Source organism: Bacillota bacterium, from assembly GCA_012518215.1.
Lineage (GTDB): Bacteria > Bacillota > Dethiobacteria > DTU022 > PWGO01 > JAAYSV01.
This window is the reverse complement of sequence record JAAYSV010000029.1, coordinates 54,328-78,124: the sequence shown is the minus strand read 5'-3', so window position 1 is coordinate 78,124 and position 23,797 is coordinate 54,328. Positions and strand designations below refer to the sequence as shown.

Here is a 23,797-nt window from a genome sequence, read left to right as displayed (position 1 = left end):
TTGTCTTGGCCCATCCTAATGTCACCTCCGTTGCTCTGTTTTATTTAGCAACTTCAGTGTAACTGATGTTGGCTGTGGATGGGCTATTATTTTAACCCCCCGGGCAATTCATTTTACAATTTCCCTTTTTCGTTTCCAAAATAAATAATAAAACATGGATAACCCTTTATTTTTATTTAAACGCGAGTTTTTAAACGAAATTAACAGATTTTATCATTTTTTTAATTATTGCAGCCCTTTTATTTATCTGTTAATATTAATTTACATCTTCAAAAATGAGAGTTATGCACAGTTTTCTGTGGATAAGTGGTCCCTTTTTTGTGGATAAGCTCCCCGTTCTGTTGATAACTTTTTTTGGAGGAAGTTCTTATGACCGTAGAAATAAATTCCCTGTGGGAAAAAGTGCTCGACGAGGCTGAAAGAAAATTGAGCAAGCCCAGTTTCGAAACATGGTTGAAACCAACAAAGCCCCTTTCCATCAGAGAAAACCGCATCATCGTGGAAGTTCCCAATGATTTTACCCGCGACTGGTTGGAAACAAGGCACAAACAACTGCTACTGGATGCCATCAAAAAGGTTTCTCCCACCGATTACGATATTTTCTTTACCTGCGGGTCGGCCCTGGAGGGAAAAAGTTCTTTCGATGACCAGGAAGTTTCCAGTTCTCTTCTTTTTCATCGGCACCGCGTACCGGAGGCCGACCCCCAAAGCATATTATTCAACAATCCGCCATGGCTCAATCCCAAATACACTTTTGATTCTTTCGTTGTGGGAAACTGCAATCGCCTTGCTCACGCGGCATCCCTTGCGGTGGCAGAAGCCCCATCAAGGGCCTACAACCCTCTTTTTATCTACGGCGGCGTTGGCCTGGGCAAAACTCACCTGATGCATGCAATCGGGAATTTTGTAATCAACAATTCTCCCCGGGACAATGTTTTTTATCTGTCGTCTGAGAAATTCATGAATGATTTTATAAATGCCATCCGGGACAACAAAACTGTAGGTTTTCGCAATAAATACCGCAATATAGATGTTTTGCTTATCGATGACATCCAGTTCCTGGCCGGCAAAGAGCAGACACAGGAAGAATTTTTCCATACTTTCAATGCATTGCATGAAAGCAACAAACAAATAATTATCTCCAGCGATCGCCCCCCCAAAGAAATACCCACCCTCGAGGATCGTCTACGTTCCCGTTTTGAATGGGGACTTATAACAGATATCAACAAACCTGACCTGGAAACGCGTATCGCCATTCTCAAGAAAAAAGCTTACCTGGAAAATATAGACATTCCCGATGAGGTCCTGAATTATATCGCCAACAAAATTGAAACCAACATTCGCGAACTGGAAGGAGCCCTGATCAGGGTAATGGCTTTCTCTTCCCTGACCAGCAGCCCCGTCGATTTGAAAATTGCCGATGATGCTTTGAAAAATATTTTGATTGAAAAACAGAAAGATATCAGTGTGGACAGCATCATCAGGGCCACCGCCCAGTACTTCGGCATAACTCCCGAGGAAATCAAAGGCAAGAAAAGAAGCAAGCATATTGTTTTTCCAAGGCAGCTTGCCATGTTGTTGTCACGCGAACTTACAGACCTGTCTCTTCCCAAAATTGGTAACGATTTCGGGGGAAAAGATCATACTACCGTGCTTCATGCCTGCAACAAGATCAAAAATATGGCCTTTGAGTCCGCAGAAATCCGGGAGATGATTGAAAAATTGAAGGACAACATCAAATCTTATTAACAGTTGGTTGATAAAGTTGTTAATTGTCATCTGGATATCCTGTGTTTAAAAAGTTGTTGTTGATAGCAACGCCAGTCTGTGTATAATTTCCCGGGTAAATCAACAACTGCCGGGGTGCGCCACTGCAACAGCAACAGTTATTATACACAGTTTGAACAGGCACTGTTATTATTACTGATTTTTTATATATATAAACTTGATCTTAACAATCAAAGGAGGAAAAAAATGATCATCAAATATTTCCAAGAATCGCTTAGCAAACATCTCGAGGTGGTGGAGAAAGCCCTTCCCGGAAAAACCACCTTGCCCGTACTCAACAATATCCTTGTTCAGAAAAAAGGCAACGAACTGACATTTGTGGCTACCAACCTTGAAATAGGGATAAGGACCACACTTGGAGTGGAAGAACAACAGGTACAACTTGAACCTGCTGACGACGGTTCGCTGAACGAGGTCCTGATGCCTGCAAAAATTATCGATATAATAAGGCACTTGCCCAAAAATCATGAAGTGGAGATCAATGTCGATGAACAAACTTGCAATATTGACATCAGGGGGGGAGAGTCAAAATTCAACCTGAAAGGGGTGATGGCGGACGAATTTCCCGACGTTGAGGAGAAAAAAAATCAAAAGAAGCCCCTGACACTGAAAGAGACGGAACTTAAAAAGATGATCAGGAATACCATTTTCGCCACTTCCACGGAAGAGGCCAGGCCGGCCTTTACCGGAGTGTTGTTTGCGGTCGAGGGGGGCAAGTTGAACCTTATTGCTTCGGATACCTACCGATTGGCTGTCGAAGAAAGAGAAGTTGATCCCTGGGAATATGAAGGCAGCGATTACCTGGTACCGGCCCGGGCTTTGAGGGAACTTTCAAAGCTGTTGATGGATGATGAAGAAGGGGATGTGCTCATCTATCCACAGGACAACCAGCTGATATTTTCTTTCCGCCATGTTTATTTCATCACGAGGTTGATCGAGGAAAAATTCCCCGATTTTCGAAGGGTGATACCCACCGAGGTGATTTCAAAAATCAAATTGAACCGTGCAGATTTTGAGGAAATCATTGGACGGGCTTCGCTGGTATGTGACAATCTGAGCCGGGCGGTGGGCCTTAAACTGAAGGAAAATATGTTGCAGGTTAAAGCTTCTTCGGCGTGGGGGAAGATGGAAGAAGAGATGCCCGTTCATTCCAAAGAGGGGGAAGATATAGAGATTCTGCTGAATGTAAAATTTTTGGCGGACATCTTCAAACTCGGCGAATCCGAAAATGTGGAGATTGAGTTCAGCGGTCGGGAAGCGCCGATGATCATCAGGCCTGAAAATAGCAAGGAATTTCTCTATCTGGTCTTGCCCATCAAAATAGAGAAAACTCTTTAGGAGGCACGGATTGTATCTTGAAAAAATCGGCGTCAATAATTTTCGCAATTATGCGCTTGCCGGTATAGAGCCCGGTCCCAATCTCAATGTAATTTACGGGGAAAATGCACAGGGGAAGACGAATCTGCTTGAGGCAATCTATTTTATCTTTTCCGCCATATCGCATCGCACCCGGAAAGATAAAGAATTGATAAGATGGAATTCAGATTTTTTCAAGATACAGGGCGAGGTGCACCTGGGGGATGGACCGCGAAGCCTGCAGATAGATTATCATCGGTTGAAGGGAAAAACGATAAAAATAAATTACCATCAGATGACCGTTGACCAGTATTTTTCACATTTCCCCGTGGTCATCTTCTACCCACAGGATATATTTCTGCTAACGGGGGGGCCGGCAGTTCGCCGGCGTTTTTTGAATACGGAGATTACCCGGCTTTATCCCCATTATTACCATCAACTGATCAAATATTACCGCATCCTTGCCCAGCGAAACAATATATTGAAAAGCGGGGTTTTTTATCATGATGATTCCCCTGACACATGGGGTGAATTTCTGGCTGATTGCGGCAGCAGGATTATCCGGGAAAGAATAAAATATTTGGGCAGAATGGAGAAGTATGCTTCCCGTTTTCAGGGGTATTTTACCGGTGGCAAGGAAGATATAAAACTGGAATACAAAAGCAAAGTGAACATAAACGGCCTGACAGGGGACGGGGGGAACAAAGGTATACATGAAATAAAAAACAATTTCCTGGAAGCCCTGGAGCGGAGGAAAGAGGAGGAACTGAAAAGGGGATACACGCTGGTGGGCCCGCATGTGGATGACATGTCCGTCTTGCTGAACAACAGGGAAATAAAAAAAGCCTCATCCCAGGGCCAGCAACGCACCACCATTATTTCGCTCAAGATGGCGCAAGCATCGATGCTGAAAGAAGAAAAAAAAGAAGAGCCGCTCCTGCTCATGGATGATTGTTTCTCGGAACTGGATCGGCGCAGAAGCTACCAGGTGCTGGAAATGATCGAGGAAAACAAAATACAATGTTTCATTACCAGTTATGAACGACTGGATCTTCCCGGAAAAATGGAAACATTGTTTTTCAGGATTGATAAGGGGAACATTAGTTGTGGATAATATTGGTGAAATAATAAAAAAAATATTGCACAAGAAAGGTCTCCTGGAGGTCGTCAAACAGCAAGAGGTGTTGATTAAATGGGCAGAGATGGTCGGAGAGAAGATTGCAGCCAGGACAAAGGCGGTTAAAATCAACAAGGGCGTTCTATGGGTGAAGGTGAGTGATTCTGTATGGACACATCACCTGGCGATGTTGAAACCCAAGATATTGACAAGAATGGGGGACAGTTTTGAAAAAGAAACGGTCAAGGACATCTATTTTTTTGTAGGCGAGGTGGAAGGGAACGATACAGTGTCCCCGGAGAGGAGGGAAGACCGGAAGCGTCCATATCTTCAGGATTTCAGCCGTGAGGAAATAGAAGAAATTCTTGAATTGATTCCGAACCAGCAGCAGGAAATAAAGCAGAAAATCAAGATCATACTGGAGAAAGGAAGCAAGGGGCGCTAGTTTATTTTTGTTTTATTATAATTAATTCTCAAGATATGTTATACTTTTAACGGTAGTTTTTTCATGACTGGGGATAACGCCAGGAGCAAGGAGATACTGTATGTTTTTGCACATAGGAGAGTCCCGGATTGTTTTCTCGAAGGACATCGTGGGGATATTCAGTCTGGATATAAGGGACAAAGAGGTGAATCGTCAATTTCTTGAATTTTCCCCCAAAGATGGGGACTTCAAGGATGAAGCTACAGGCGGGGAAAACAAATCGTTCATAGTTACCACAGACAGGGTTTTTTTCTCCCCGATATCATCTTACGCGCTGGCCAGAAGGAAGAAAAAATCCTGATATACCAAACAGCAGAATCGGCATTTTATTTTATTCATGGGGGTAGAATGGATGGTCGGGAAAATAGAAGATAGTATTTACGGTGCTTCTCAAATACAGGTTCTGGAGGGGCTTGAAGCGGTAAGAAAAAGGCCCAGCATGTATATAGGCTCCACTTCCGAACGAGGTCTGCATCAATTGATATTCGAGGTTATAGATAACAGTATCGATGAATCACTGGCCGGCTACTGCAAGAACATAGAAATAGTTATCGATGAGGACAATACTGTGTTTATCAAAGATGATGGCCGCGGTATTCCCGTTGAAGAACACCGGGAAAGCAAGCGGCCCGCCCTGGAAGTGGTCATGACAGTCTTGCATGCTGGTGGCAAATTCAATCAGGAAAGCTACAGCGTGGCAGGAGGGCTGCACGGGGTGGGATTGTCGGTTGTCAACGCTTTGGCGGAATGGTTGGAAGTTGAAGTCAACAGGGATGGAAAGGTATATTATCAGCGTTATGAGAGAGGACGACCAACCGCAGAAATCAAAGAAATCGGGCAGAGAAGGGGGTCCGGAACATCGATCACTTTCAAGGCCGACGATACCATCTTTGAAAACATCAAATATGATTATGATACCGTGGCTCAAAGGTTGCGCGAACTGGCTTTTCTGAACAAGGGGCTGAAGATAAAATTTACCGACAGGCGGATAAAAAAGGAAGATACCTTCATCTATGAAGGGGGGATCTCCTCATTTGTCCGGTATCTGAATAAAAACAAAGAAGTGATTACCGATGACCCGATCCACATAGAGAAAAGCCGGGAAGGGCACCACATGGAAATTGCCCTCCAGTACAACATGGGTTACAGTGAATCCATTTATACATTCGCCAACAACATCAGAACAATCGAGGGAGGTACCCATGAGCTGGGTTTCAAGAGTTCGTTGACGCGTTTGTTGAACGATTTCGGGCGAAAAAGCGGCCTGCTGAAGGACAACCAGCCCAATCTCGGTGGAGATGACGTCAGGGAAGGCCTTACCGCGGTGGTAAGTGTAAAATTGAAAGAACCCCAGTTTGAAGGTCAAACCAAAACAAAACTTGGTAACAGCGAAATCCGTGGGGCGGTGGAAAGTGTACTTTATGAAAATCTGGAGATGTTCTTTGAGCAGAATCCGCATGTGGTAAAAAAAATAATGGAAAAATGTATCCGTGCCTCACAAGCCAGGGAGGCGGCACGCAAAGCCCGCGAGCTGACCAGGAGGCAGAATGCACTGGAGTTCCTTGGCTTGCCTGGCAAACTGGCTGATTGTGTCAGCAAGGATCCTGGCGAGAGCGAGCTGTTTATCGTGGAAGGGGATTCTGCCGGGGGTTCAGCCAAGCAGGCCCGCGACCGTATATTTCAGGCGGTTTTACCCCTGAGAGGAAAAATATTGAACGTGGAGAAGGCACGTTTGGACAGGATCCTTGGCAACGAGGAAATAAGAACGTTGATTACAGCCATCGGCACCGGCATCGGCGAGGAACTGAGGATAGAGAAAGCACGTTACCAGAAGATCATCATCATGACCGATGCCGATGTGGATGGAGCCCACATCCGCACCCTGTTGCTGACCTTTATCTTTCGCTTCATGGAACCGATTATTTCTGCCGGATTCGTGTATATTGCCCAGCCCCCTCTTTACAAGGTAAAAAAGGGACGAATGGAAAGGTATATCTACAACGAGGAAAAATTGGCGGAGTTGTTGCAGGAAATAGGGCATGACAATATTGCCATCCAGCGCTACAAGGGGCTCGGGGAGATGAACCCCGAGCAGTTGTGGGATACAACCATGAACCCGGAGACACGGATCATCAAACGGGTGGAGTTGTTTGATGTTTTTCAAACTGACGAAATACTGGGCATTTTGATGGGGGATAAAGTAGAACCGCGCCGCGAATTTATCGAAACGCACGCACTTGAAGTGCAGAATCTCGATGTTTGATGCGGGACATGGACACCGAATGTCAGGATGAGTATTGAAGGGGAGGAACGATGGACGGCGAAGGAAAAGAAAATGTTGTTCCGATCAACATCCATGAAGAGGTAAAAAGATCATTTCTGGATTACGCCATGAGTGTAATCGTAAGCAGGGCGTTGCCGGATGTGAGGGATGGCTTGAAGCCGGTTCACCGGCGGATTCTTTATGCCATGAACGAGATGGGAATAACTCCGGATAAACCTTATCGCAAGGCGGCCCGGATAGTGGGGGAGGTGCTGGGGAAATACCATCCCCATGGGGATCTTTCTGTTTACGATGCGCTCGTAAGAATGGCCCAGGATTTCTCGACACGTTACCCGCTGGTGGACGGGCATGGCAACTTTGGTTCCCTGGACGGGGATTCGGCAGCGGCGATGCGCTATACCGAGGCCAGAATGTCTTCCCTGTCCATGGAGATGTTGAATAACATCAAAAAAAATACGGTTGATTTTGTACCCAACTTCGACGAGAGCCTGGAGGAGCCAGCTGTGTTGCCTTCCAGATTCCCCAATCTGCTGGTCAACGGGTCGGCCGGCATTGCCGTGGGGATGGCCACCAACATTCCGCCTCACAACCTCGGCGAGGTCATCGATGCCATCATTTTTCTTGTTGACCACCCCGATGCACATATCTTTGAAATCATGCATTTTATCAAGGGGCCTGACTTTCCCACGGGGGCGGTGATTGCCGGGAAAGAGGGGATCAGACAGGCCTATCTGACCGGACGGGGCATTATAAAGGTACAGGGCGAAGTCGTTGTGGAGACATCCAGGAAACAGAGAGATGTTATCGTTATCAAGGAAATACCCTATCAACAGAACAAGGCGCGGCTGGTTGAAATAATTGCCGGATTGATCAAAGAGAAAAAGATAGAGGGTATTGCCGACATGAGGGATGAATCAAATCGCCTCGGGGTCAGAATCGTTATGGAATTGAGGCCGGGGGTCAATCCCCATATCCTCATCAATCAGTTGAACCGCTTTTCACCATTGGAACAAAGTTTTGGAATCATCATGCTTGCCCTGGTTGACGGGGAACCGCGGGTTTTGAATCTCAAGGAAATGCTGCATTACTATATTGAACACCAGAAGGATATAATCATCCGACGCACCAGGTTCGATCTGGAGAAAGCGGAAGAACGTGCTCATATCGTGGAGGGGTTACGTATCGCCCTTTCCAATCTGGACGAAATTATAAAATTGATCAGGGCTGCCAGGGATGTGCCCACTGCTCGCCAGGAATTGATCGACAGATTCAATCTTAGCCAGATTCAAGCCCAGGCGATTCTGGACATGCGGCTCCAGAAATTGACCGGCCTTGAACGGGAAAAACTGGAAGAGGAATACAGGGAACTCAAAACAAACATTGCTCGATTCAAGGAAATTCTTGCTGACGAAAGGCTTGTTTTGAAAATAATCAAGGACGAATTGAGGGACATAAAAAAGAAACACGGGGATAGCAGACGAACAAAAATCATCGAAGCCAGGGAATTTGACGAAACCGATTACATTGTCGAGGAGGATGTCGTCATCACCTTGACCCAGAAAGGATACATCAAGAGAATGCCCCTTGACTACTACAAGAACCAGCGAAGGGGAGGCAAGGGGATAATCGGGGCAAAGACCCAGGACAAGGATTACGTGATTCAGATGCACACCTGTTCGACGCATAGCATGTTACTGTGCTTTACCAACAAGGGAAGGGTTTATCATATCAAGACATATGAAATACCCGAAGCGCGTCGGAGATCAAGAGGCACGGCCATGGTAAACCTCCTGCCGTTTCAGGAGGGAGAATATATTACGACCATCATGCCCATACAGGATTTTCAGAAAGACCAGTTTTTGCTGATGGTCACGGCACGAGGCTATGCCAAACGAACATCGATCAAAGCTTTCAGCCGTGCCCGCAAATCGGGATTGATAGCCCTGACGCTTGCCGGAGACGATGAGCTCGTCAATGTTATTTTGACCGAGGGGGAAGAGCAGGTTATCATCGGAGCCGACTCGGGCCATTTCATCCTCTTCAAGCAGGAGGATGTCAGGGCCATGGGAAGGACAGCGCGAGGTGTAATCGGCATGAGATTGCACCCTGGTGCCAGCGTTATCGGTGCAGACATCATCAAGGATGAAGATCTTTACACTATCTTGATCACATCCAAGGGGTTCGGGAAAAGAGTTTCCCTGAAAGAGATGCGTGTACAAAAAAGAGGGGGAAAAGGAGTCTTTGTCATCAAGACAGATGCCGAGCGCGGTAAATTAACCAGCTTCAAGTTGATCGCCGGCAAGGAGGAATTCATTGTAGGGACGGCAAAGGGTGTCATCCTGAGGCTCAACGCCAGGGGCATCCCGGTACAAAAAAGATACTCTCGTGGCGTGATTCTGATGAGGGTTGACAAGGATGATAATGTCATCATCCTGACGGATATCGATTAGAAACCTCCCCGTACATAACGGTCGGGGGAGGTTCCAACGTTGCGAAAAAAATGGGTTGTTGGCGGAAAAATCACAGTATGGGTTCTGGTTTTCTTTTTTTTGTTGGTCGGGAATCCAGGGTGTTACCCCATGGCGCCGGGTGATGGTCCTTCATTCAGTGCGGATGTGGTGGTAATCGGGGGGACGGTAGCCGCTCATGTAGCGGCTCTTGAAGCCTCCAGGAGCGGGGCCAGGGTTCTGGTTTTCTGGAGCGGGGACGAGGAAGATTATCCCGGCATCGTTGAAGAAGGGATCATCGCGAGGGACAACCTTGCTGGACATGAGCTTGCGGTGGAAATGCCCGAGATGCCATTGATCGAGTTTTCCGACAGTAACGGTGTCCTCGAGGGGGGGGAGGGGCTTGCCGGGATGGCGGACGAGCGCGCCCCAACGGCAGCACGCTGGTTGGAAAAAGAATTGAAAATAGGTTTCAAAGTCGAAAAAGAAAATTCATATTACCGTTACACTTTTGAAAAACCATTGATATTGGCGGAAATCAAAGAAAATCTGCGCCAAGCCGCTATCAAATACGGTGTAATATATTTTGATGCTGTAAAACGACTGGATGGCAGAAAAACAGGGAAAAATCGTCTGGAATTGCAGGTGCAAACTGCAGATTGCGACCGGATTTCCGTTCATACCCGAACAATAATTGTTGCTGACGGTGGGTTCCTGGGAAATGCATCATTGATGAAAAAACTTGCTCCCGGGGTCAGGGGAGGGGATTTTCGCCCGGGTAACAGGGCGATGGGGTTGAGTATTGCCCGGGAAATGGAAGCGGAATTGACAGAGATAGATTCTTTTGCCTGTTTCCCCGAGATATATGGCGAGGAAGACGGGAAATGGCACCGGAAAACCCCCGGGGGCAGCTGTTTCATGGTGAACGAGGAGGAAATTATACCTCTGGAAAATGTCAGTACCGATACATTGTGCGATCTCCTTTCTTCCAGAAAAAGCCGCACCAATATCATTGTGGTGGAAGAGGCATCGCTGCAGGGGAGTGACGGGGAAGAATATTTTGCACGCTTGAGCGGTCCGGCGGAATTCGAAAAAAAATATGGGTTCGAGATACCGGTTCAGAAACAGGAAAAAGTCGGCCCGATCGGTGCGCTGAAGGCAGCTCCCGTGAGGCTGACGGCCTGCTACTGCCTGGGAGGTTTGATGACAACTCCTTCCGGGGCAGTGATAACCGGGGCGGGCGTGGAAGGTATTTACGCTGCCGGGGAAGCTGCAGGAAGTATTCAGGGAGAGAAGTTGATTCCGGGCACCCTGCTTGCGGAGTCAATAATGTCCGGCATTCTGGCGGGGCGCAATGCTGCGGCCGAGGCGATCTGGTAATGGTCTGCAAACACCGGGCATATGACGCGGGAGGATTTTATGAGAAGAATGAAGATAACCGACACTACCTTGAGGGATGCCCACCAATCCTTGTTGGCTACGAGGATGCGCCTTGAAGAAATGTATCCAATACTTGAAAAGATGAACCAGGTCGGGTATTACTCGATGGAAGTGTGGGGCGGTGCAACTTTTGATTCATGCATGAGATTTCTCGATGAGGATCCCTGGGAGAGGCTCAACAAACTCAGGTTAAAATTGAAGGATACCAGGTTGCAGATGCTGCTCAGGGGACAGAATCTTCTAGGTTACAGGCATTATCCCGATGATGTGGTAGATAAATTTGTCGAATACTCCATCAAAAACGGCATCGATATCATCAGGATCTTCGATGCCTTGAACGATGTCCGCAATATGAAGAAAGCCATTGAGGCAACCAAAGAAGCGGGGGGGCATGCCCAGGGTGGTATTTCTTATACCATCAGCCCCGTTCATGACCTGGATTATTTTGTGGGGATCGCCACCGAATTGAAAATGATGGGGGTGGATTCCATATGCATCAAGGACATGGCTGGCCTTATCACCCCCATGAATGCGTACAATCTTGTGTTCAAGCTGAAGAATGAGGTTGGCTTGCCGGTTCAGATCCATTGTCATTATACCAGCGGGATGGCCTCGATGTCCTATCTCAAGGCCATCGAAGCGGGCGTGGATATCATTGATACGGCTACCGCTTCCCTGTCATTGGGAACCAGTCAGCCACCCACGGATAGCATGGTGGCAGCTTTGCAGGGGACACCCCACGATACCGGTATGGATATCGGCCTTCTTTCAGAAATAAGTGACTATTTCAAAACGGTGCGGGCCAACTACAACATCCCGCTGGATGTCGTCATGGGTGTAGATACAAATGTCCTGAGCTATCAGGTGCCAGGTGGAATGATCTCCAACCTTGTATCCCAGCTGGAGGCCCAGAATGCATCGCATCTTATCGGGGAGGTCTTGAAGGAGGTTCCCCGGGTAAGAGCGGAATTGGGCTATCCACCGCTGGTTACACCTTCAAGCCAGATCGTCGGGACTCAGGCAGTGGTCAACGTGCTGCTGGGTGAAAGATACAAGATGGTCTCTACCGAAGTGAAAAATTATCTGAAAGGACTGTACGGATTGCCTCCCGGGAAAATTGACGAAGATTTGCGCAGCAAGGTGCTGGGAGGAGAAAACCCGATTACCGGAAGGCCGGCTGATCTGCTGGAACCACAGATGGAAAAAGCGCGCAAGGAAATAGAGCCCTATCTGAAAAAAGAAGAAGATATCCTTTCATACATCCTTTTTCCCAATGTGGCTTTGAGTTTTTTCAAACGTCGCTGCGGGGAAGAACCGCCTTTGGGGAAGGAGGGCCGGGAGAAAAAGGAGACTGCGGAAGCGGGAAAGGTGTCTCTTGACTGTATTTACGGAGTAGATCATGACCTGATCGGTTCGATCAGCGGTAATCTATATTATCCCGCATAGTTCAGTTAAACTTTGTCAATCTTGACACTAATTAGAGCGGGTTGTATAATTTTTCTCATGAAACAGTAAATAATAAGATGCTGAAAAGCAGCAGAGGAGCGTTCAAATGAAGAGGACTTACCAACCCAAAAAACGCAAGAGAAAAAAGGTACATGGCTTTATGCAGAGAATGAGTACCAGGGGGGGGCGCAGGATAATCAGGCGCCGCCGCCTCAAAAAAAGAAAGGTGCTCACTGCCTGATCCGGACAGAATGAAAGAAAAAATAAACAGAATACGAAAAAACCATGAATTTATGCGCGTTTACAGGGAGGGACGGAGGATACCGGGCCGCTACAGTGTCCTGGTTTTTATAAAAAACGGGCTTGAAATAAACAGGTTTGGGTTTTCCATCAGCAAGAAGGTGGGCATAAGTGTTCGACGCCATCATATCAAAAGGCTGTATGTCGAATCTTTGCGGCGCATGGAGGGGAACCTAAAAAAAGGATATGACTTTGTAGTTATAGCCCGCAGGCAGGCAGCGACGATGGATTATCATGATTGTTACAAGGAATTGGAAAACATGTTGCACAGGTTGCGACTGTGGAGTGATGGAGGAAGGGTTGGATGAAAACAGTATTTTTGTATCTGATCAGTTTTTACCAGAGATTTATTTCTCCTCTTTTTCCCCGTACCTGCCGATTTTACCCTACCTGTTCCCAGTACTGCTACGAGGCAATCAGCAAATATGGCGCTATCAAGGGCGGATTTATGGGGTTATGCAGACTTATGAAATGCCATCCTTTTCACCCAGGCGGTTATAACCCGGTAAAATAAAAAGAGAAAAGAAAAGGAGTAAAACATGGGTGAGCTTTTCAATGCGATCGCATCATTTTTCAGTATTATTTTCAGTTATATTTATACGGTCGTGCCGAATTTTGGCGTCACGATCATCCTTTTCACCATTCTGGTCAAACTGGTAATATTTCCACTTAACAATCAGCAAATAAGGTCAGCCAGAAGGATGCAGTTGCTCCAGCCGGAACTGAAGAAGATCCAGCAGAAACACAAGGACAACAAGGAAAAACAAAACGAAGAAGTAATGAAATTCATGCAAGAAAACAAGGTTAACCCGTTCGCCGGATGTGTCCCCCTGCTGATCCAGTTTCCCATTCTGCTGGGCGTCTTTACCATGTTGAAAAACATAGAGTCTTTTGGCATTACCGAGCTGGCACATTTCAATCCCTATATTTTCCCCTTTCTGGCCGGCACCTCTTTTGATTGGGGCAACCTGTTGTTGATCGACTCTTTCTATATCTTGCCGGCCCTGGCGGGGATCACGACTTATCTTTATTCCAGATTGAGCATGACCGATCCCAACCAGAAAATGTTTCTTTATTTGATGCCGGTGATGCTATTTTATTTTGCCCTCAAGCTTCCATCGGGACTGGTGTTGTACTGGGTGATAAACAACTTTCTATCCGTGGGACAGCATTATTATCTGAATAGCAGGGATAAGAAAGAAGCGGAGGTAGTGAGCAAATGAACCTGAAAATTGAAGTTACCGACAAAACGGTAGAAGGCGCTATTGAAAAAGGGCTCGAAGAACTGGGGATCAAAAGAGATAATGCGCAAATAGAGATATTGTCCGAGCCAGGGACGGGCTTCCTGGGGGGGTTGCTTGGAAACAAACTGGCCAAGATTTCCATCGCTGCGAAAATGGAGCCGCAGGAATACGCGGAAGATGTGGTCAGCACCGTTCTTTCATCGATGGGCCTGAAAGGGCAGGTACATGTGGAGCAGACAGAGGAAAATATATGGATAGATGTTTCGGGGGAAAAAATGGGCATCCTGATCGGACGCCGGGGACAGACACTCAACTCGTTGCAATATCTGGTCAATATCATTGTCCGGCGTCAGTACGAAAATTTTTCCGGCAGGGTCATTGTCGATGCGGAAAATTATCGGGAAGAAAGGGAACGCTCACTCATTCAGCTGGCGCAAAATGTGGCTTACAGGGCCGAGAAACAGCACCAGGCCATAACACTGGAACCGATGAATCCTCAAGAAAGACGTATAATCCATATTTCCCTGAAAGAAAATCCGAACATAAATACATACAGCACCGGGGAAGAACCGTACCGGAGGGTGGTTATTTCCCCGGCGGAATAAATGGCGCGGTTAAAAAAAACGGAGGGTCCTGCCGCCTTGAAGATCAAGGCGGTTTTTGTCATTAAAACTTGGTTGAAAAACAGATCAAGGAGCATGGAAAAACAATGGCAGGGAAAGAAAAAGGCAGTGAAACAGATACCATTGTTGCAATCTCCACGCCGGTTGGGGTTGGGGGGATAGGGATTGTCCGCTTCAGCGGGGCGGGAGCTTTTGATATCGGGCAGAAGGTTTTCAGGCCCAGGAGGAGGGGCGAGGGGGAGTATCCGCGTTCCCACCGCCTGTATTACGGGTTTGTAACAGACAGGGAAGGGGATATTCTGGACGAGGTCATGGTCTCATTCATGAGGGCACCGACAACCTATACCAAAGAGGATATCGTGGAAATCAATTGCCACAGCGGCATTGTCTCCTTGAGGGCGATCCTCAACAGGGTTTTGGAGGAAGGCGCTCGGCTGGCCGAACCGGGTGAGTTCACCAGGAGGGCCTATCTGAACGGCCGTATAGACTTGAGCCAGGCCGAAAGCGTTCTGAATCTGATCAACGCCCGTTCGGAAAAAGCCCTTAAACATGCGGCAAAATTTATCAAGGGGGATCTCTCACCGGAGATAAGGGGATTGAGAGACAGGATCATGGATCTGATCATGCATGTTGAAGCATCCATAGATTTCCCGGAGGAAGTGGAGGATATTGATTCCGGTTACCTGAAAGCGGAACTGGACGCAGTGGAGGAGAAGGTCCGCGGCCTGTATGTGAGTGCGGAAAGAGGAACGGTATTCCAGGAAGGGCTAAAAGTGTCGATCGTTGGAAAGCCGAACGTCGGCAAATCTTCACTGCTCAATACCCTGATTCAGAAACAGAGAGCCATCGTTACGGAAATACCGGGGACAACCAGGGACACCCTCCAGGAACAATTGAATATCAAGGGTATTCCCATCTCTTTGATTGATACGGCCGGAATAAGAAAAACACGTGACCCTGTTGAAAAAATGGGGGTAATCCGCTCGAGGGAAGCAATTGCCACGGCGGACCTGGTATTGTTGATGATGGATGCATCCTCGGGCATCGGAAATGAGGATCTGGATATTATCAACATCATCAAGGAAGAAAAGAAAAGGTACATTGTAATTGTGAACAAGATCGATCTGGGCAAGGTCATTACCAATGAAGCGATAACCAACTGTCTTCCCGAAGCCAAAATAATCGAGCTTTCGCTCAAAAACAAGGAAGGCCTGGATGGGCTTGAGGAGAGCATCGCCTCTGTCGTGGAAGAAGGCCATATCTCATCCGGGGAAAGTTTGATGATCCTTAACTTGAGGCATAAACAGGCGCTCGCGGAAGCTCTGGATTTATTCGTAGAAATGGGTACGGATTCAAAGCACAAGCCCCTGGAAGTTATCGCCGAAGAGCTGAAGGGGATCGAGGAAAAACTGGGGGAAATAACCGGAGAAACGGTTTCCGACGATCTGTTGGAAAAGATATTTTCCAATTTCTGCATCGGGAAGTGACAGGGGGTAGTCTCATGAATAAACTTATCAAACAGGGGCTCGAAAAAATAGGGATCGAAGGAGACGAGAAAAAGATTGAACTGTCGGCCCGGCACCTCCTGGCCGTTCGGGAAGCCTCCCGGAATTTAAACTTGACTGCCGCAAAGGATATCGGGGATTTGATAGAAAAACACTATCTCGATTCCCTTTTTTTTCTCAAACACTGCAAATTTGTGGAGGGAACATTGCTTGATCTGGGAACCGGGGCAGGTTTTCCGGGAATTCCCTTGAAAATATTTTCGCCACAAATATCCCTCTGTCTGCTCGATTCGTCCCGGCGCAAAATCAATTTTTTGAAATATCTCCTGCAAAAAATGGCCTTGCAGAATGCAAGTTGCCTCCGCGGGCGGGCGGAGGATTACGGCTGGAGAGAGGAATACCGGGAAAAATTTCAATACGTCTGTAGCCGGGCAGTGGCCCCCATGCCGGAATTGCTGGAAATGGGTCTGCCCTTCGTGAGCATCGGGGGGATAATGATCGCTTACAAGGGGCCAAAAGGGGAGGAAGAAATACAGGGAATAGGCCCTTTATTGGAATTAATGGGGGGAAAATTGGAGAAAAGGATCTTTTATGAATTGCCGTCCGGCGGCAGCCGCGTTCTGTACATATTCAGAAAGGTAACAGATTCTATGCCCAGATACCCCCGCCGAAGAACCAAACCCGTAAATATATCCATCAAATAAATCTTTATTGGCAGGTAAGAAATAACCTTTGTCGAATAATTTGTCAAAAGGATAATATTTGCAAGGGTGGTGAGTTTTGTGAAAGAAGGAGGCAGGTTTATTTCCTGGGTGGATGGAACCGCGGAAAAAGACAAGATTGTTTTTGTAGAAATAGATAAGATCGAACCAAACCCCTATCAACCGCGCCAAAGTTTTGATGAGGAAAAAATAGAGGAGTTGGCCAGGTCCATCAAAACGTACGGATTGCTCCAGCCGATTATTGTACGAAACAAGCGTGGAGGGGCCGGCTACCAGTTGGTGGTGGGGGAAAGAAGATATCTGGCTTGCAAGAGCCTGGGGATGAGGAAGATCGCGGCAGTTGTCAAGGACCTCACCGACAATGCGGTGGCCACGGTTGCTCTTATTGAAAACCTGCAGAGGGAAGATCTGAACTTTATTGAGGAGGCGGAAGGGTATGCCCGCCTGATCGATGATTTCGGGTTTACACAGGAGGTGTTGGCACAAAGAATCGGGAAAAGCCAATCTACAATTGCCAACAAACTGAGATTGTTAAAATTGCCGGACAGGGTAAAAACTCTTCTCGTCAAGGAAGAATTGACAGAACGCCATGCCCGGGCATTGTTGAAGCTTCCTACCAGGGAAGAGCAGGAAAAGATGGTTGCCGAAATAATAAAAAGGGATATGAATGTCAGGCAGACCGAAAATAGAATCGAGGAGATGTTAAAAAGGCCGGTTGTCAAGGATGATTGGGGATATCGGAAGGCTGTAGTTACGGACCTGCGAATTTTTTTGAATACCATTCGCCAGGCCATATACATCATCAGGAAATCCGGGTTAAACCCCGAAGTAATTGAAAATGACCTGGACGAACACTATGAGATCATCATCAAATTGCCCAAGAAGCAGAAGCGGAAGAAAAAAATAAATCAATTCAAAAACAAACAAACAACAACCTGAGGGCCCCTTAAAAAAAGAAAAAAGTGAACAAGGGCCGGGTTAAGTTTTTCAAAGGAGAAGAGCATGAACCGGGTTATTGCCATTGCCAACCAGAAGGGTGGGGTAGGAAAAACAACTACCGCCGTGAACTTGAGTGCTTCGCTGGCATATCTGGGGGAGGAAGTGCTGCTGGTAGACATCGATCCCCAGGGAAATGCAACCAGCGGGCTGGGTATCGAAAGAGATAGAATAAGGGGATGCATCTATGATGTTCTGATCAACGAAATGCCCATAGAAAGGGTAACGGTTGACACAAAATACGAACGGCTGAGAGCTGTACCGGCATCGATACAGCTGGCCGGGGCAGAGGTGGAACTCGTCCTGTCCATTTCACGTGAGGTCAAACTCAAGGAGGCATTGAGCGCAATCGCGGACAAATATTCCATAATTATTATCGATTGCCCTCCCTCCCTGGGGCTTCTGACCCTCAATGCGCTGACAGCTGCGAGTAGCGTGATCATTCCCATTCAGTGCGAATATTATGCTCTCGAAGGTCTGGGGCAGCTGATGAATACCATCAACCTGGTAAAAAAACATCTCAACCCGAACCTGTACATAGAAGGCGTGGTATTGACCATGTTCGATGTGCGCACAAACCTTTCAGCGCAGGTGGCTGAAGAAGTCAAGAACTATTTTAATGAGATGGTATACCGGAACATCATTCCACGAAATGTCAGGCTAAGCGAAGCGCCAAGTTACGGCAAACCTATCATTGAATATGACCCGCGAAGCAAAGGTAGCGAAGTTTATCTGGGGCTGGCACGGGAGGTGATAGACAGATGAGTACCAGGAGAAGGTTGGGCCGGGGGCTGGAGTCATTGATACCCAAATACCCCGAAGGAGAAAGCGAAGTTGCAACGATAAGGGAAATTCCGGTTGGCAAAATCAAGGCAAATCCATATCAGCCCAGAACGGCATTTGATGAAGAAAAACTGAAAGAGCTGGCCAATTCGATAGCAGAGCATGGCATTATCCAGCCGCTCATTGTTTCAAATGAACCGGGTGGATACGTTCTGGTAGCCGGGGAAAGAAGATTGCGAGCAGCCCAGATCGTCGGGTTGGACAAAATACCCTGTCTGGTAAGGGATGTTGATCCGGAGAACAAAATAAAACTGGCTCTGGTGGAAAACCTGCAGAGGGATGATCTAAACCCTATCGATGAAGCCAAAGCATATCAATGCCTGATTGAGGAATTTGGGTTTACGCAGGAGAAGATTGCGAGGTCACTGGGAAAAAGCAGATCGGCCATAGCCAACACGTTGCGGCTACTTTCATTGCCGCCGGATGTCCGAAAAGAAGTGGCCTCCGGCAAACTTAACGCGGGGCAGGCGCGAGCACTGTTGGGCATCGGGGACGAACAGAAGGTGATCACGATGGCCCGGGAAATAATGGAGAAAAAAATAAACGTACGACAGGTCGAAAAAAGGGTGGCTGCCGCAAAAAGAAAGAAAGAAAAAAGCGCTCCTGCAGAAGAAGACCTTTTTATCAGGGAGTTGAGAGAGGAAATGCAGAAACATCTAGGCACAAAAGTCAAAATAAACGAAGGAGCAAAATCGGGGAATATTTTGATTGAATTTTATGGTTACGATGATCTCCAACGGCTTGCAGAGCTGATTCTGGGTATGAAATAAAAACCTTCCAAAATGTTTCACGTGAAACATTTTATGAAAAGGGGCTGACCGTCTGTTTCAAAAAACAAGGTGGCAACGAGTGTGGCCGGAGCAAGATTGCAAAACACAAGCCCCGGCCACGGCCAGATTCCGGGCAGCGGTTTTTCGCGGCATTATTTGATGCTGTCTCAAATATCCTCTAGTGTCATTTTCTTTACCATGGATGGCGGGGGATGGGATGAACTGGATTGACCTGGCAATAATAAGTATCTGCCTGTGGGGTGGCGTGGAGGGGTATCTCAAGGGAGCCAGGGTCATGATCCGAAAAATACTGATCATCTGCCTGGCAATATTGCTGGCCAATGTTTTTAAAGGTTACTTTGTTTATTATTTTGTAAATGCATTTGCCCTGGATGAAATGCTTCAGCGAGCTGTCTTCGCGAGCACGACCGTGCCGGTATCCAGCAGTTCCATGGGCATGGTAAAAGAAATTATCAATGATCTCCCTCTGCCGGAGATATTCAAGGAAGAGATCTGGCAGAGGCTTGTGGACAATAAATATGGCCTTTGTAAATACTGCCCCGAGTTTTTACATCTTGCAGAGATGGTAAATGAATTGGTGCTAAAAACAGTATCTTTCTTTTTGGCTTTGTGCCTGTGGACAGGTTGGATGAACCTCCTGAAGGATGTATGGGGCAAAGATAACGAATGTTTTTCATCTGGCCGGAGGGAAGAAGCATGGCGGTGGGGTGGGGCTTTTCTTGGGCTTTGCAGACATGGCCTCATGGTCAGTTTTTTTATCGGGATCGCAAGCGTGTGCCTGTTGATCTGCCCACCGGCAGCCCGGATTTTTGACATCGACGGTTCCGTTCTGGGGAACCTGGGGTTGACGGTTTTCAATTTGTTCAATGTTTGGTAGTTTTGGCCAAACATGAAGGTATTGATCTCCGAAAAGAGAAATGTATATCTTGATTTGAGGCAACATGAAAAGCTGAAACTTGTAAAAAAAAGGGTTGGAGGGATGGTTTTATGTTGCTCATTCTTCTGGGGCCACCTGGAGCGGGTAAAGGAACGCAGGCGGAGCAAATTTCAGAGAAGTACAATTTGTTGCATGTTTCCACGGGGGAAATACTGAGAGAGGCAATCAAGAAGGGTATGCCCCTGGGAATCAAGGCCAGGGAATATATCGATCGGGGGGAGCTGGTTCCCGATGAAGTTATCGTGGGGGTCATCGAGGAAAAACTGGAAAGTGATGGCGGAGCAAATGGCTTCCTTCTGGATGGTTTTCCCCGAACCGTAGCTCAGGCACGCTCGCTCGACGGTGTTCTGGAAAGGAAAGAAAAATCGATAGATGGTGTTATTCTTATCGATGTGGATGAAGAAGAGCTGGTGTTGCGGTTGACCGGGCGCAGGGTGTGCCGGGATTGCGGCGATGGGTATCATGTCAAATTTCTTCCTCCCCAGGTTCGGAATGTTTGTGATCGATGCGGGGGAGAACTTTACCAGCGGGATGATGACAATATAGAGGTTGTAAAGCAAAGAATGCATGTTTATCGGGAACAAACAGAACCCCTGATAGCCTATTACAAGAACAACAATTTACTTGCCAGGGTTGATGGCACTCAGGATGTAGAAGGTGTTTTCAGGCAGATCAGCAGGTTGCTGGACAATATGGCCTGAATGTGGGGTGTCGCGCTGTGGCCAAATATTCGCTGGGGCAGATTGTAAGTTTGAAAAAAAAGCATCCCTGTGGCGAGAATCGGTGGAAAATAATCCGTATAGGCATGGATTTTCGCCTCAAGTGCGAAAAATGTGGGAGGAGCGTCCTTTTACCCCGGGCCAGGTTCGAGCAGCGGGTAAAAGAAATTCTTGAAGATAACAAATAAACAAACATTACCTTGGAAAGGATGAATTGTTTGTCGGTTAGCTGTGGGATAGTCGGGTTACCAAATGCAGGCAAGTCGACCCTTTTCAAAGCATTAACCTCTATACCTGTGTTGATAAAGGATTATCCCTTCACCACAATCGAACCGAACGTGGGCCTGGTTCCTATCGTTGACGAACGTCTCGATTCCCTGGCTCTCATCTCCAAACCAGAAAAAATCACCCCCGCATATCTAAAAATTGTTGATGTGGCAGGGTTGGTTGAAGGTGCCAGCAGGGGGGAAGGTTTGGGGAATCAGTTTCTGGGGAATTTGAGGGAGGTTGATCTGCTTATTCATACGCTTGCCGACTATGAAAAGGGACTTCAGGGAAGTGCATCAGGGGAAGAACTGGTCGAGAAGGCTGAAACCGTGAACCAGGAATTGATTCTATCCGATCTGGCGGCAATTGAACGTCGCATATCGAAGACAGAGAAAAAAACGAGAGGCGGAGAAGATGCTGCCGAGGAATTGGCAAGCTTGAAAAGGGCGCATGTTCATTTAAATAATGGGCAGCCACTGGTCATGATGGAAATGAGTGGCCATGAAGTCGACTTCTTGCAGGAATCAAACTTGCTTACAGGAAAGCGATCGATCTATGTCCTCAACCGCAATGAAGAGAATGTACACGATGAAATACCGCTTGAGATAAAAGAATACGCTGAAAGGCAGAAGGCGTCATTGGCAGTGGTATGTGCCAAGCTGGAGGCCGAGCTTCAGGAGCTGGAGCCCGGGGAAAGGGAACTCTTTCTGACGGAATACAAACTGGGCAAAACAGCATTGAACAACATCGTGGACATCTGCCGAAAGGCGCTGGGGCTGATAACTTTTTTTACCATCAAGGGTGTTGAGACCAGGGCATGGCTGATCAACGACGGCACCAGAGTCGGCGTTGCAGCCGGCAAAGTGCATTCTGATATGCAAAAAGGATTCATTTCTGCCGAGGCAATCTCTTTTGACAAACTGGTAGAATGCGGATCGTTGGCTGCAGCCAGGGAAAAAGGTTTGATCAGAACGGAAGGCAAGAATTATGTTGTCCATGATGCCGATGTCCTCCTTTTTCGTTTTTCCAGTTCATAAATATTTCCCAGGGAATAAAGCCTCTTCAAATTTTGTTGATTTCTCCGGGGGAAAGATAAAGAAAACATTTGTATCTATGCGGGTAACGGAATGCATCTGCGGATTTCGTATACGACAGGGCAAATCGGGAACTGTCCAAAGTGGCGTTTTTACATGACTGAAGCGGGAATTGATGGTTGACAAGTTGGGTTTCAAATAGATATAATTTTAAAGATAATTAATCGATTGTTGAGGGAGCAATGGGAAGCTCGGAGGGTGGTACCTTCTAGCACAATTTGTGGTTCATGCAAATTGTTGGCTTGTCCCTTTGGGCTTCAATCCGGTCATTCAGATGCAGGTGAATTTTCAGCCCCGTGAAGGAAAACGGTCAACATTGATATGGTTACGGGGTTGTAATCAGGTCAAGCCTTTGCCTGCAGAGGCGGGGGCGTTTTTATTTGTAATATTCTTGGAGGGATTATATTGTCGTTAAAAATTTATTTGAACGGGAAAATAGTACCAGAAAATGAGGCCAAAGTATCAGTTTTTGATCACGGGTTTCTTTATGGGGATGGAGTCTTCGAGGGTATCAGGGCATACGGGGGACGTGTTTTCATGTTACGAGAACATATCAAGCGCCTCTATGATTCTGCACGGGCTATAACGCTGGCAATCCCCTGTTCCCAGGAAGAAATGGCCGATGCGGTATTGCTTACTGTGAAGGAAAACAAACTCATGGATGCCTATATCAGGGTGGTGGTTTCCAGGGGGACCGGTGACCTGGGACTGGATCCCCTGAAGTGCAAAAAGGCTTCCGTGGTCATCATTGCTGACAAGATCAATCTTTTTCCGGACGAGCTCTACAGAAAAGGTTTGAAAGTGATCACCGTCAGCACTCGCCGCAATATACCGGACGCTCTTGCCCCGCAAATCAAATCATTGAATTACCTGAATAACATCATGGTAAAAATTGAAGCAAACAACGCCGGAGTGATGGAAGCCATCATGCTCAACAACAACGGTTTCGTGGCGGAAGGATCCGGAGACAACATTTTTATCATGAGGGGCGGCAAACTGATCACGCCTCCTTCCCATGTCGGGATACTGGAAGGGATTACGCGCAATATTACTATCGAATTGGCCAGGGAGATAGGGATCCCGGTTGAAGAAGCGCCCTTCACCAGTTATGATCTTTATGTCGCCGATGAATGTTTTTTGACAGGTACTGCCGCGGAAATAATTCCTGTAATTGAAATAGATGGCCGGACCATAGGCCAGGGGGTTCCCGGTGAAAACACCGTGCAGTTGATGAAATTATTCAAGGAGCAGACCGACGTCAGCGGGACAGAAGTATATCCTCAATAAAAAGGGCCCCACAAAAAATTGCAGGCATTGCCAGGAAGGGACAGAATGATTGTTAACATGATAGGCAATGGGACTTTTTTCTTTGAAACCGGTGGCGGATGGGAGAA

Annotated in this window: 24 protein-coding genes; all 24 read left to right on the top strand. The window is 47.1% G+C overall.

Annotated elements, in window-relative coordinates; translation table 11 throughout:
- Window positions 1-369 precede the first annotated feature (369 nt).
- The 24 genes from dnaA to ilvE all read left to right on the top strand — a co-directional run bounded on the left by dnaA (window position 370) and on the right by ilvE (window position 23,690).
- Window positions 370-1,749, top strand: a complete 1,380-nt coding sequence (gene dnaA / locus GX364_05305) for a chromosomal replication initiator protein DnaA (protein NLI70260.1) — start codon at window positions 370-372, stop codon at window positions 1,747-1,749.
- Window positions 1,750-1,974: 225 nt separating this feature from the next.
- The gene (gene dnaN, locus GX364_05300) at window positions 1,975-3,126 is read left to right on the top strand and encodes a DNA polymerase III subunit beta (GenBank protein ID NLI70259.1); all 1,152 of its coding nucleotides are present in this window, start codon (window positions 1,975-1,977) and stop codon (window positions 3,124-3,126) included.
- 10 nt (window positions 3,127-3,136) lie between these two features.
- Window positions 3,137-4,258 carry a DNA replication/repair protein RecF gene (recF, locus tag GX364_05295; GenBank protein ID NLI70258.1) on the top strand — a complete coding sequence of 374 codons (1,122 nt, stop codon included), beginning with the start codon at window positions 3,137-3,139 and terminating at the stop codon, window positions 4,256-4,258.
- Window positions 4,251-4,706 carry a DUF721 domain-containing protein gene (locus tag GX364_05290; protein NLI70257.1) on the top strand — a complete coding sequence of 152 codons (456 nt, stop codon included), beginning with the start codon at window positions 4,251-4,253 and terminating at the stop codon, window positions 4,704-4,706. The genes recF and GX364_05290 overlap by 8 nt, the downstream gene beginning before the upstream one ends.
- A 100-nt stretch (window positions 4,707-4,806) precedes the next feature.
- On the top strand, window positions 4,807-5,046 hold the full coding sequence (locus GX364_05285; protein NLI70256.1) for a DUF370 domain-containing protein: 240 nt from the start codon (window positions 4,807-4,809) through the stop codon (window positions 5,044-5,046).
- Between the two features lie 51 nt (window positions 5,047-5,097).
- On the top strand, window positions 5,098-7,008 hold the full coding sequence (gene gyrB / locus GX364_05280) for a DNA topoisomerase (ATP-hydrolyzing) subunit B (protein ID NLI70255.1): 1,911 nt from the start codon (window positions 5,098-5,100) through the stop codon (window positions 7,006-7,008).
- A 50-nt stretch (window positions 7,009-7,058) separates the two neighbouring features.
- Entirely contained in the window at window positions 7,059-9,479 is a 2,421-nt protein-coding gene (gene gyrA / locus GX364_05275) for a DNA gyrase subunit A (GenBank protein NLI70254.1), read from the top strand.
- A gap of 39 nt (window positions 9,480-9,518) precedes the next feature.
- Window positions 9,519-10,856 (top strand): FAD-binding protein, encoded by a 1,338-nt coding sequence (locus GX364_05270; GenBank protein NLI70253.1) that lies wholly within the window; start codon window positions 9,519-9,521, stop codon window positions 10,854-10,856.
- Between the two features lie 39 nt (window positions 10,857-10,895).
- Window positions 10,896-12,362 (top strand): oxaloacetate decarboxylase subunit alpha, encoded by a 1,467-nt coding sequence (locus tag GX364_05265; GenBank protein NLI70252.1) that lies wholly within the window; start codon window positions 10,896-10,898, stop codon window positions 12,360-12,362.
- A gap of 106 nt (window positions 12,363-12,468) precedes the next feature.
- The gene (gene rpmH / locus GX364_05260) at window positions 12,469-12,603 is read left to right on the top strand and encodes a 50S ribosomal protein L34 (protein ID NLI70251.1); all 135 of its coding nucleotides are present in this window, start codon (window positions 12,469-12,471) and stop codon (window positions 12,601-12,603) included.
- A gap of 10 nt (window positions 12,604-12,613) precedes the next feature.
- A complete protein-coding gene (gene rnpA, locus GX364_05255) occupies window positions 12,614-12,970 on the top strand; it encodes a ribonuclease P protein component (GenBank protein NLI70250.1) in 357 nt (118 codons plus the stop codon).
- Entirely contained in the window at window positions 12,967-13,176 is a 210-nt protein-coding gene (yidD, locus tag GX364_05250) for a membrane protein insertion efficiency factor YidD (protein ID NLI70249.1), read from the top strand. The genes rnpA and yidD overlap by 4 nt, the downstream gene beginning before the upstream one ends.
- 25 nt (window positions 13,177-13,201) lie before the next feature.
- Window positions 13,202-13,885, top strand: a complete 684-nt coding sequence (locus tag GX364_05245; GenBank protein NLI70248.1) for a membrane protein insertase YidC — start codon at window positions 13,202-13,204, stop codon at window positions 13,883-13,885.
- A complete protein-coding gene (locus GX364_05240; protein ID NLI70247.1) occupies window positions 13,882-14,511 on the top strand; it encodes a protein jag in 630 nt (209 codons plus the stop codon). Before GX364_05245 ends, GX364_05240 begins: the two co-directional genes overlap by 4 nt.
- A gap of 104 nt (window positions 14,512-14,615) precedes the next feature.
- Entirely contained in the window at window positions 14,616-16,016 is a 1,401-nt protein-coding gene (gene mnmE, locus GX364_05235; GenBank protein ID NLI70246.1) for a tRNA uridine-5-carboxymethylaminomethyl(34) synthesis GTPase MnmE, read from the top strand.
- Window positions 16,017-16,030: 14 nt separating this feature from the next.
- A complete protein-coding gene (rsmG, locus tag GX364_05230; GenBank protein NLI70245.1) occupies window positions 16,031-16,738 on the top strand; it encodes a 16S rRNA (guanine(527)-N(7))-methyltransferase RsmG in 708 nt (235 codons plus the stop codon).
- 99 nt (window positions 16,739-16,837) lie between these two features.
- Window positions 16,838-17,695 carry a nucleoid occlusion protein gene (gene noc, locus GX364_05225; GenBank protein NLI70244.1) on the top strand — a complete coding sequence of 286 codons (858 nt, stop codon included), beginning with the start codon at window positions 16,838-16,840 and terminating at the stop codon, window positions 17,693-17,695.
- Between the two features lie 63 nt (window positions 17,696-17,758).
- Window positions 17,759-18,517, top strand: coding sequence for a ParA family protein (locus GX364_05220; GenBank protein NLI70243.1), 759 nt, complete (start codon window positions 17,759-17,761; stop codon window positions 18,515-18,517).
- Window positions 18,514-19,365 carry a ParB/RepB/Spo0J family partition protein gene (locus GX364_05215; protein ID NLI70242.1) on the top strand — a complete coding sequence of 284 codons (852 nt, stop codon included), beginning with the start codon at window positions 18,514-18,516 and terminating at the stop codon, window positions 19,363-19,365. The genes GX364_05220 and GX364_05215 overlap by 4 nt, the downstream gene beginning before the upstream one ends.
- A gap of 217 nt (window positions 19,366-19,582) precedes the next feature.
- A complete protein-coding gene (locus GX364_05210; protein ID NLI70241.1) occupies window positions 19,583-20,263 on the top strand; it encodes a hypothetical protein in 681 nt (226 codons plus the stop codon).
- A gap of 110 nt (window positions 20,264-20,373) precedes the next feature.
- Window positions 20,374-21,024, top strand: a complete 651-nt coding sequence (locus GX364_05205) for an adenylate kinase (protein ID NLI70240.1) — start codon at window positions 20,374-20,376, stop codon at window positions 21,022-21,024.
- A gap of 17 nt (window positions 21,025-21,041) precedes the next feature.
- The gene (locus tag GX364_05200; GenBank protein ID NLI70239.1) at window positions 21,042-21,230 is read left to right on the top strand and encodes a DUF951 domain-containing protein; all 189 of its coding nucleotides are present in this window, start codon (window positions 21,042-21,044) and stop codon (window positions 21,228-21,230) included.
- A gap of 30 nt (window positions 21,231-21,260) precedes the next feature.
- Window positions 21,261-22,346, top strand: coding sequence for a redox-regulated ATPase YchF (ychF, locus tag GX364_05195; protein ID NLI70238.1), 1,086 nt, complete (start codon window positions 21,261-21,263; stop codon window positions 22,344-22,346).
- Window positions 22,347-22,808: 462 nt separating this feature from the next.
- Window positions 22,809-23,690: a branched-chain-amino-acid transaminase gene (gene ilvE / locus GX364_05190; GenBank protein NLI70237.1), complete on the top strand. Its 882-nt coding sequence runs from the start codon at window positions 22,809-22,811 to the stop codon at window positions 23,688-23,690.
- Window positions 23,691-23,797: the final 107 nt, after the last annotated feature.

Excerpts from the sequence above, each read along its gene's own strand:
- dnaN (NLI70259.1), top strand. The coding sequence starts at position 1,975 with ATGATCATCAAATATTTCCAAGAATCGCTTAGCAAACATCTCGAGGTG.
- GX364_05215 (NLI70242.1), top strand. The coding sequence starts at position 18,514 with ATGAGTACCAGGAGAAGGTTGGGCCGGGGGCTGGAGTCATTGATACCC.
- dnaA (NLI70260.1), top strand. The coding sequence starts at position 370 with ATGACCGTAGAAATAAATTCCCTGTGGGAAAAAGTGCTCGACGAGGCT.
- GX364_05205 (NLI70240.1), top strand. The coding sequence starts at position 20,374 with ATGTTGCTCATTCTTCTGGGGCCACCTGGAGCGGGTAAAGGAACGCAG.
- GX364_05245 (NLI70248.1), top strand. The coding sequence starts at position 13,202 with ATGGGTGAGCTTTTCAATGCGATCGCATCATTTTTCAGTATTATTTTC.
- GX364_05220 (NLI70243.1), top strand. The coding sequence starts at position 17,759 with ATGAACCGGGTTATTGCCATTGCCAACCAGAAGGGTGGGGTAGGAAAA.
- yidD (NLI70249.1), top strand. The coding sequence starts at position 12,967 with ATGAAAACAGTATTTTTGTATCTGATCAGTTTTTACCAGAGATTTATT.
- GX364_05210 (NLI70241.1), top strand. The coding sequence starts at position 19,583 with ATGAACTGGATTGACCTGGCAATAATAAGTATCTGCCTGTGGGGTGGC.
- GX364_05265 (NLI70252.1), top strand. The coding sequence starts at position 10,896 with ATGAGAAGAATGAAGATAACCGACACTACCTTGAGGGATGCCCACCAA.
- gyrB (NLI70255.1), top strand. The coding sequence starts at position 5,098 with ATGGTCGGGAAAATAGAAGATAGTATTTACGGTGCTTCTCAAATACAG.
- rnpA (NLI70250.1), top strand. The coding sequence starts at position 12,614 with ATGAAAGAAAAAATAAACAGAATACGAAAAAACCATGAATTTATGCGC.
- gyrA (NLI70254.1), top strand. The coding sequence starts at position 7,059 with ATGGACGGCGAAGGAAAAGAAAATGTTGTTCCGATCAACATCCATGAA.
- GX364_05240 (NLI70247.1), top strand. The coding sequence starts at position 13,882 with ATGAACCTGAAAATTGAAGTTACCGACAAAACGGTAGAAGGCGCTATT.
- rpmH (NLI70251.1), top strand. The coding sequence starts at position 12,469 with ATGAAGAGGACTTACCAACCCAAAAAACGCAAGAGAAAAAAGGTACAT.
- rsmG (NLI70245.1), top strand. The coding sequence starts at position 16,031 with ATGAATAAACTTATCAAACAGGGGCTCGAAAAAATAGGGATCGAAGGA.
- mnmE (NLI70246.1), top strand. The coding sequence starts at position 14,616 with ATGGCAGGGAAAGAAAAAGGCAGTGAAACAGATACCATTGTTGCAATC.
- GX364_05285 (NLI70256.1), top strand. The coding sequence starts at position 4,807 with ATGTTTTTGCACATAGGAGAGTCCCGGATTGTTTTCTCGAAGGACATC.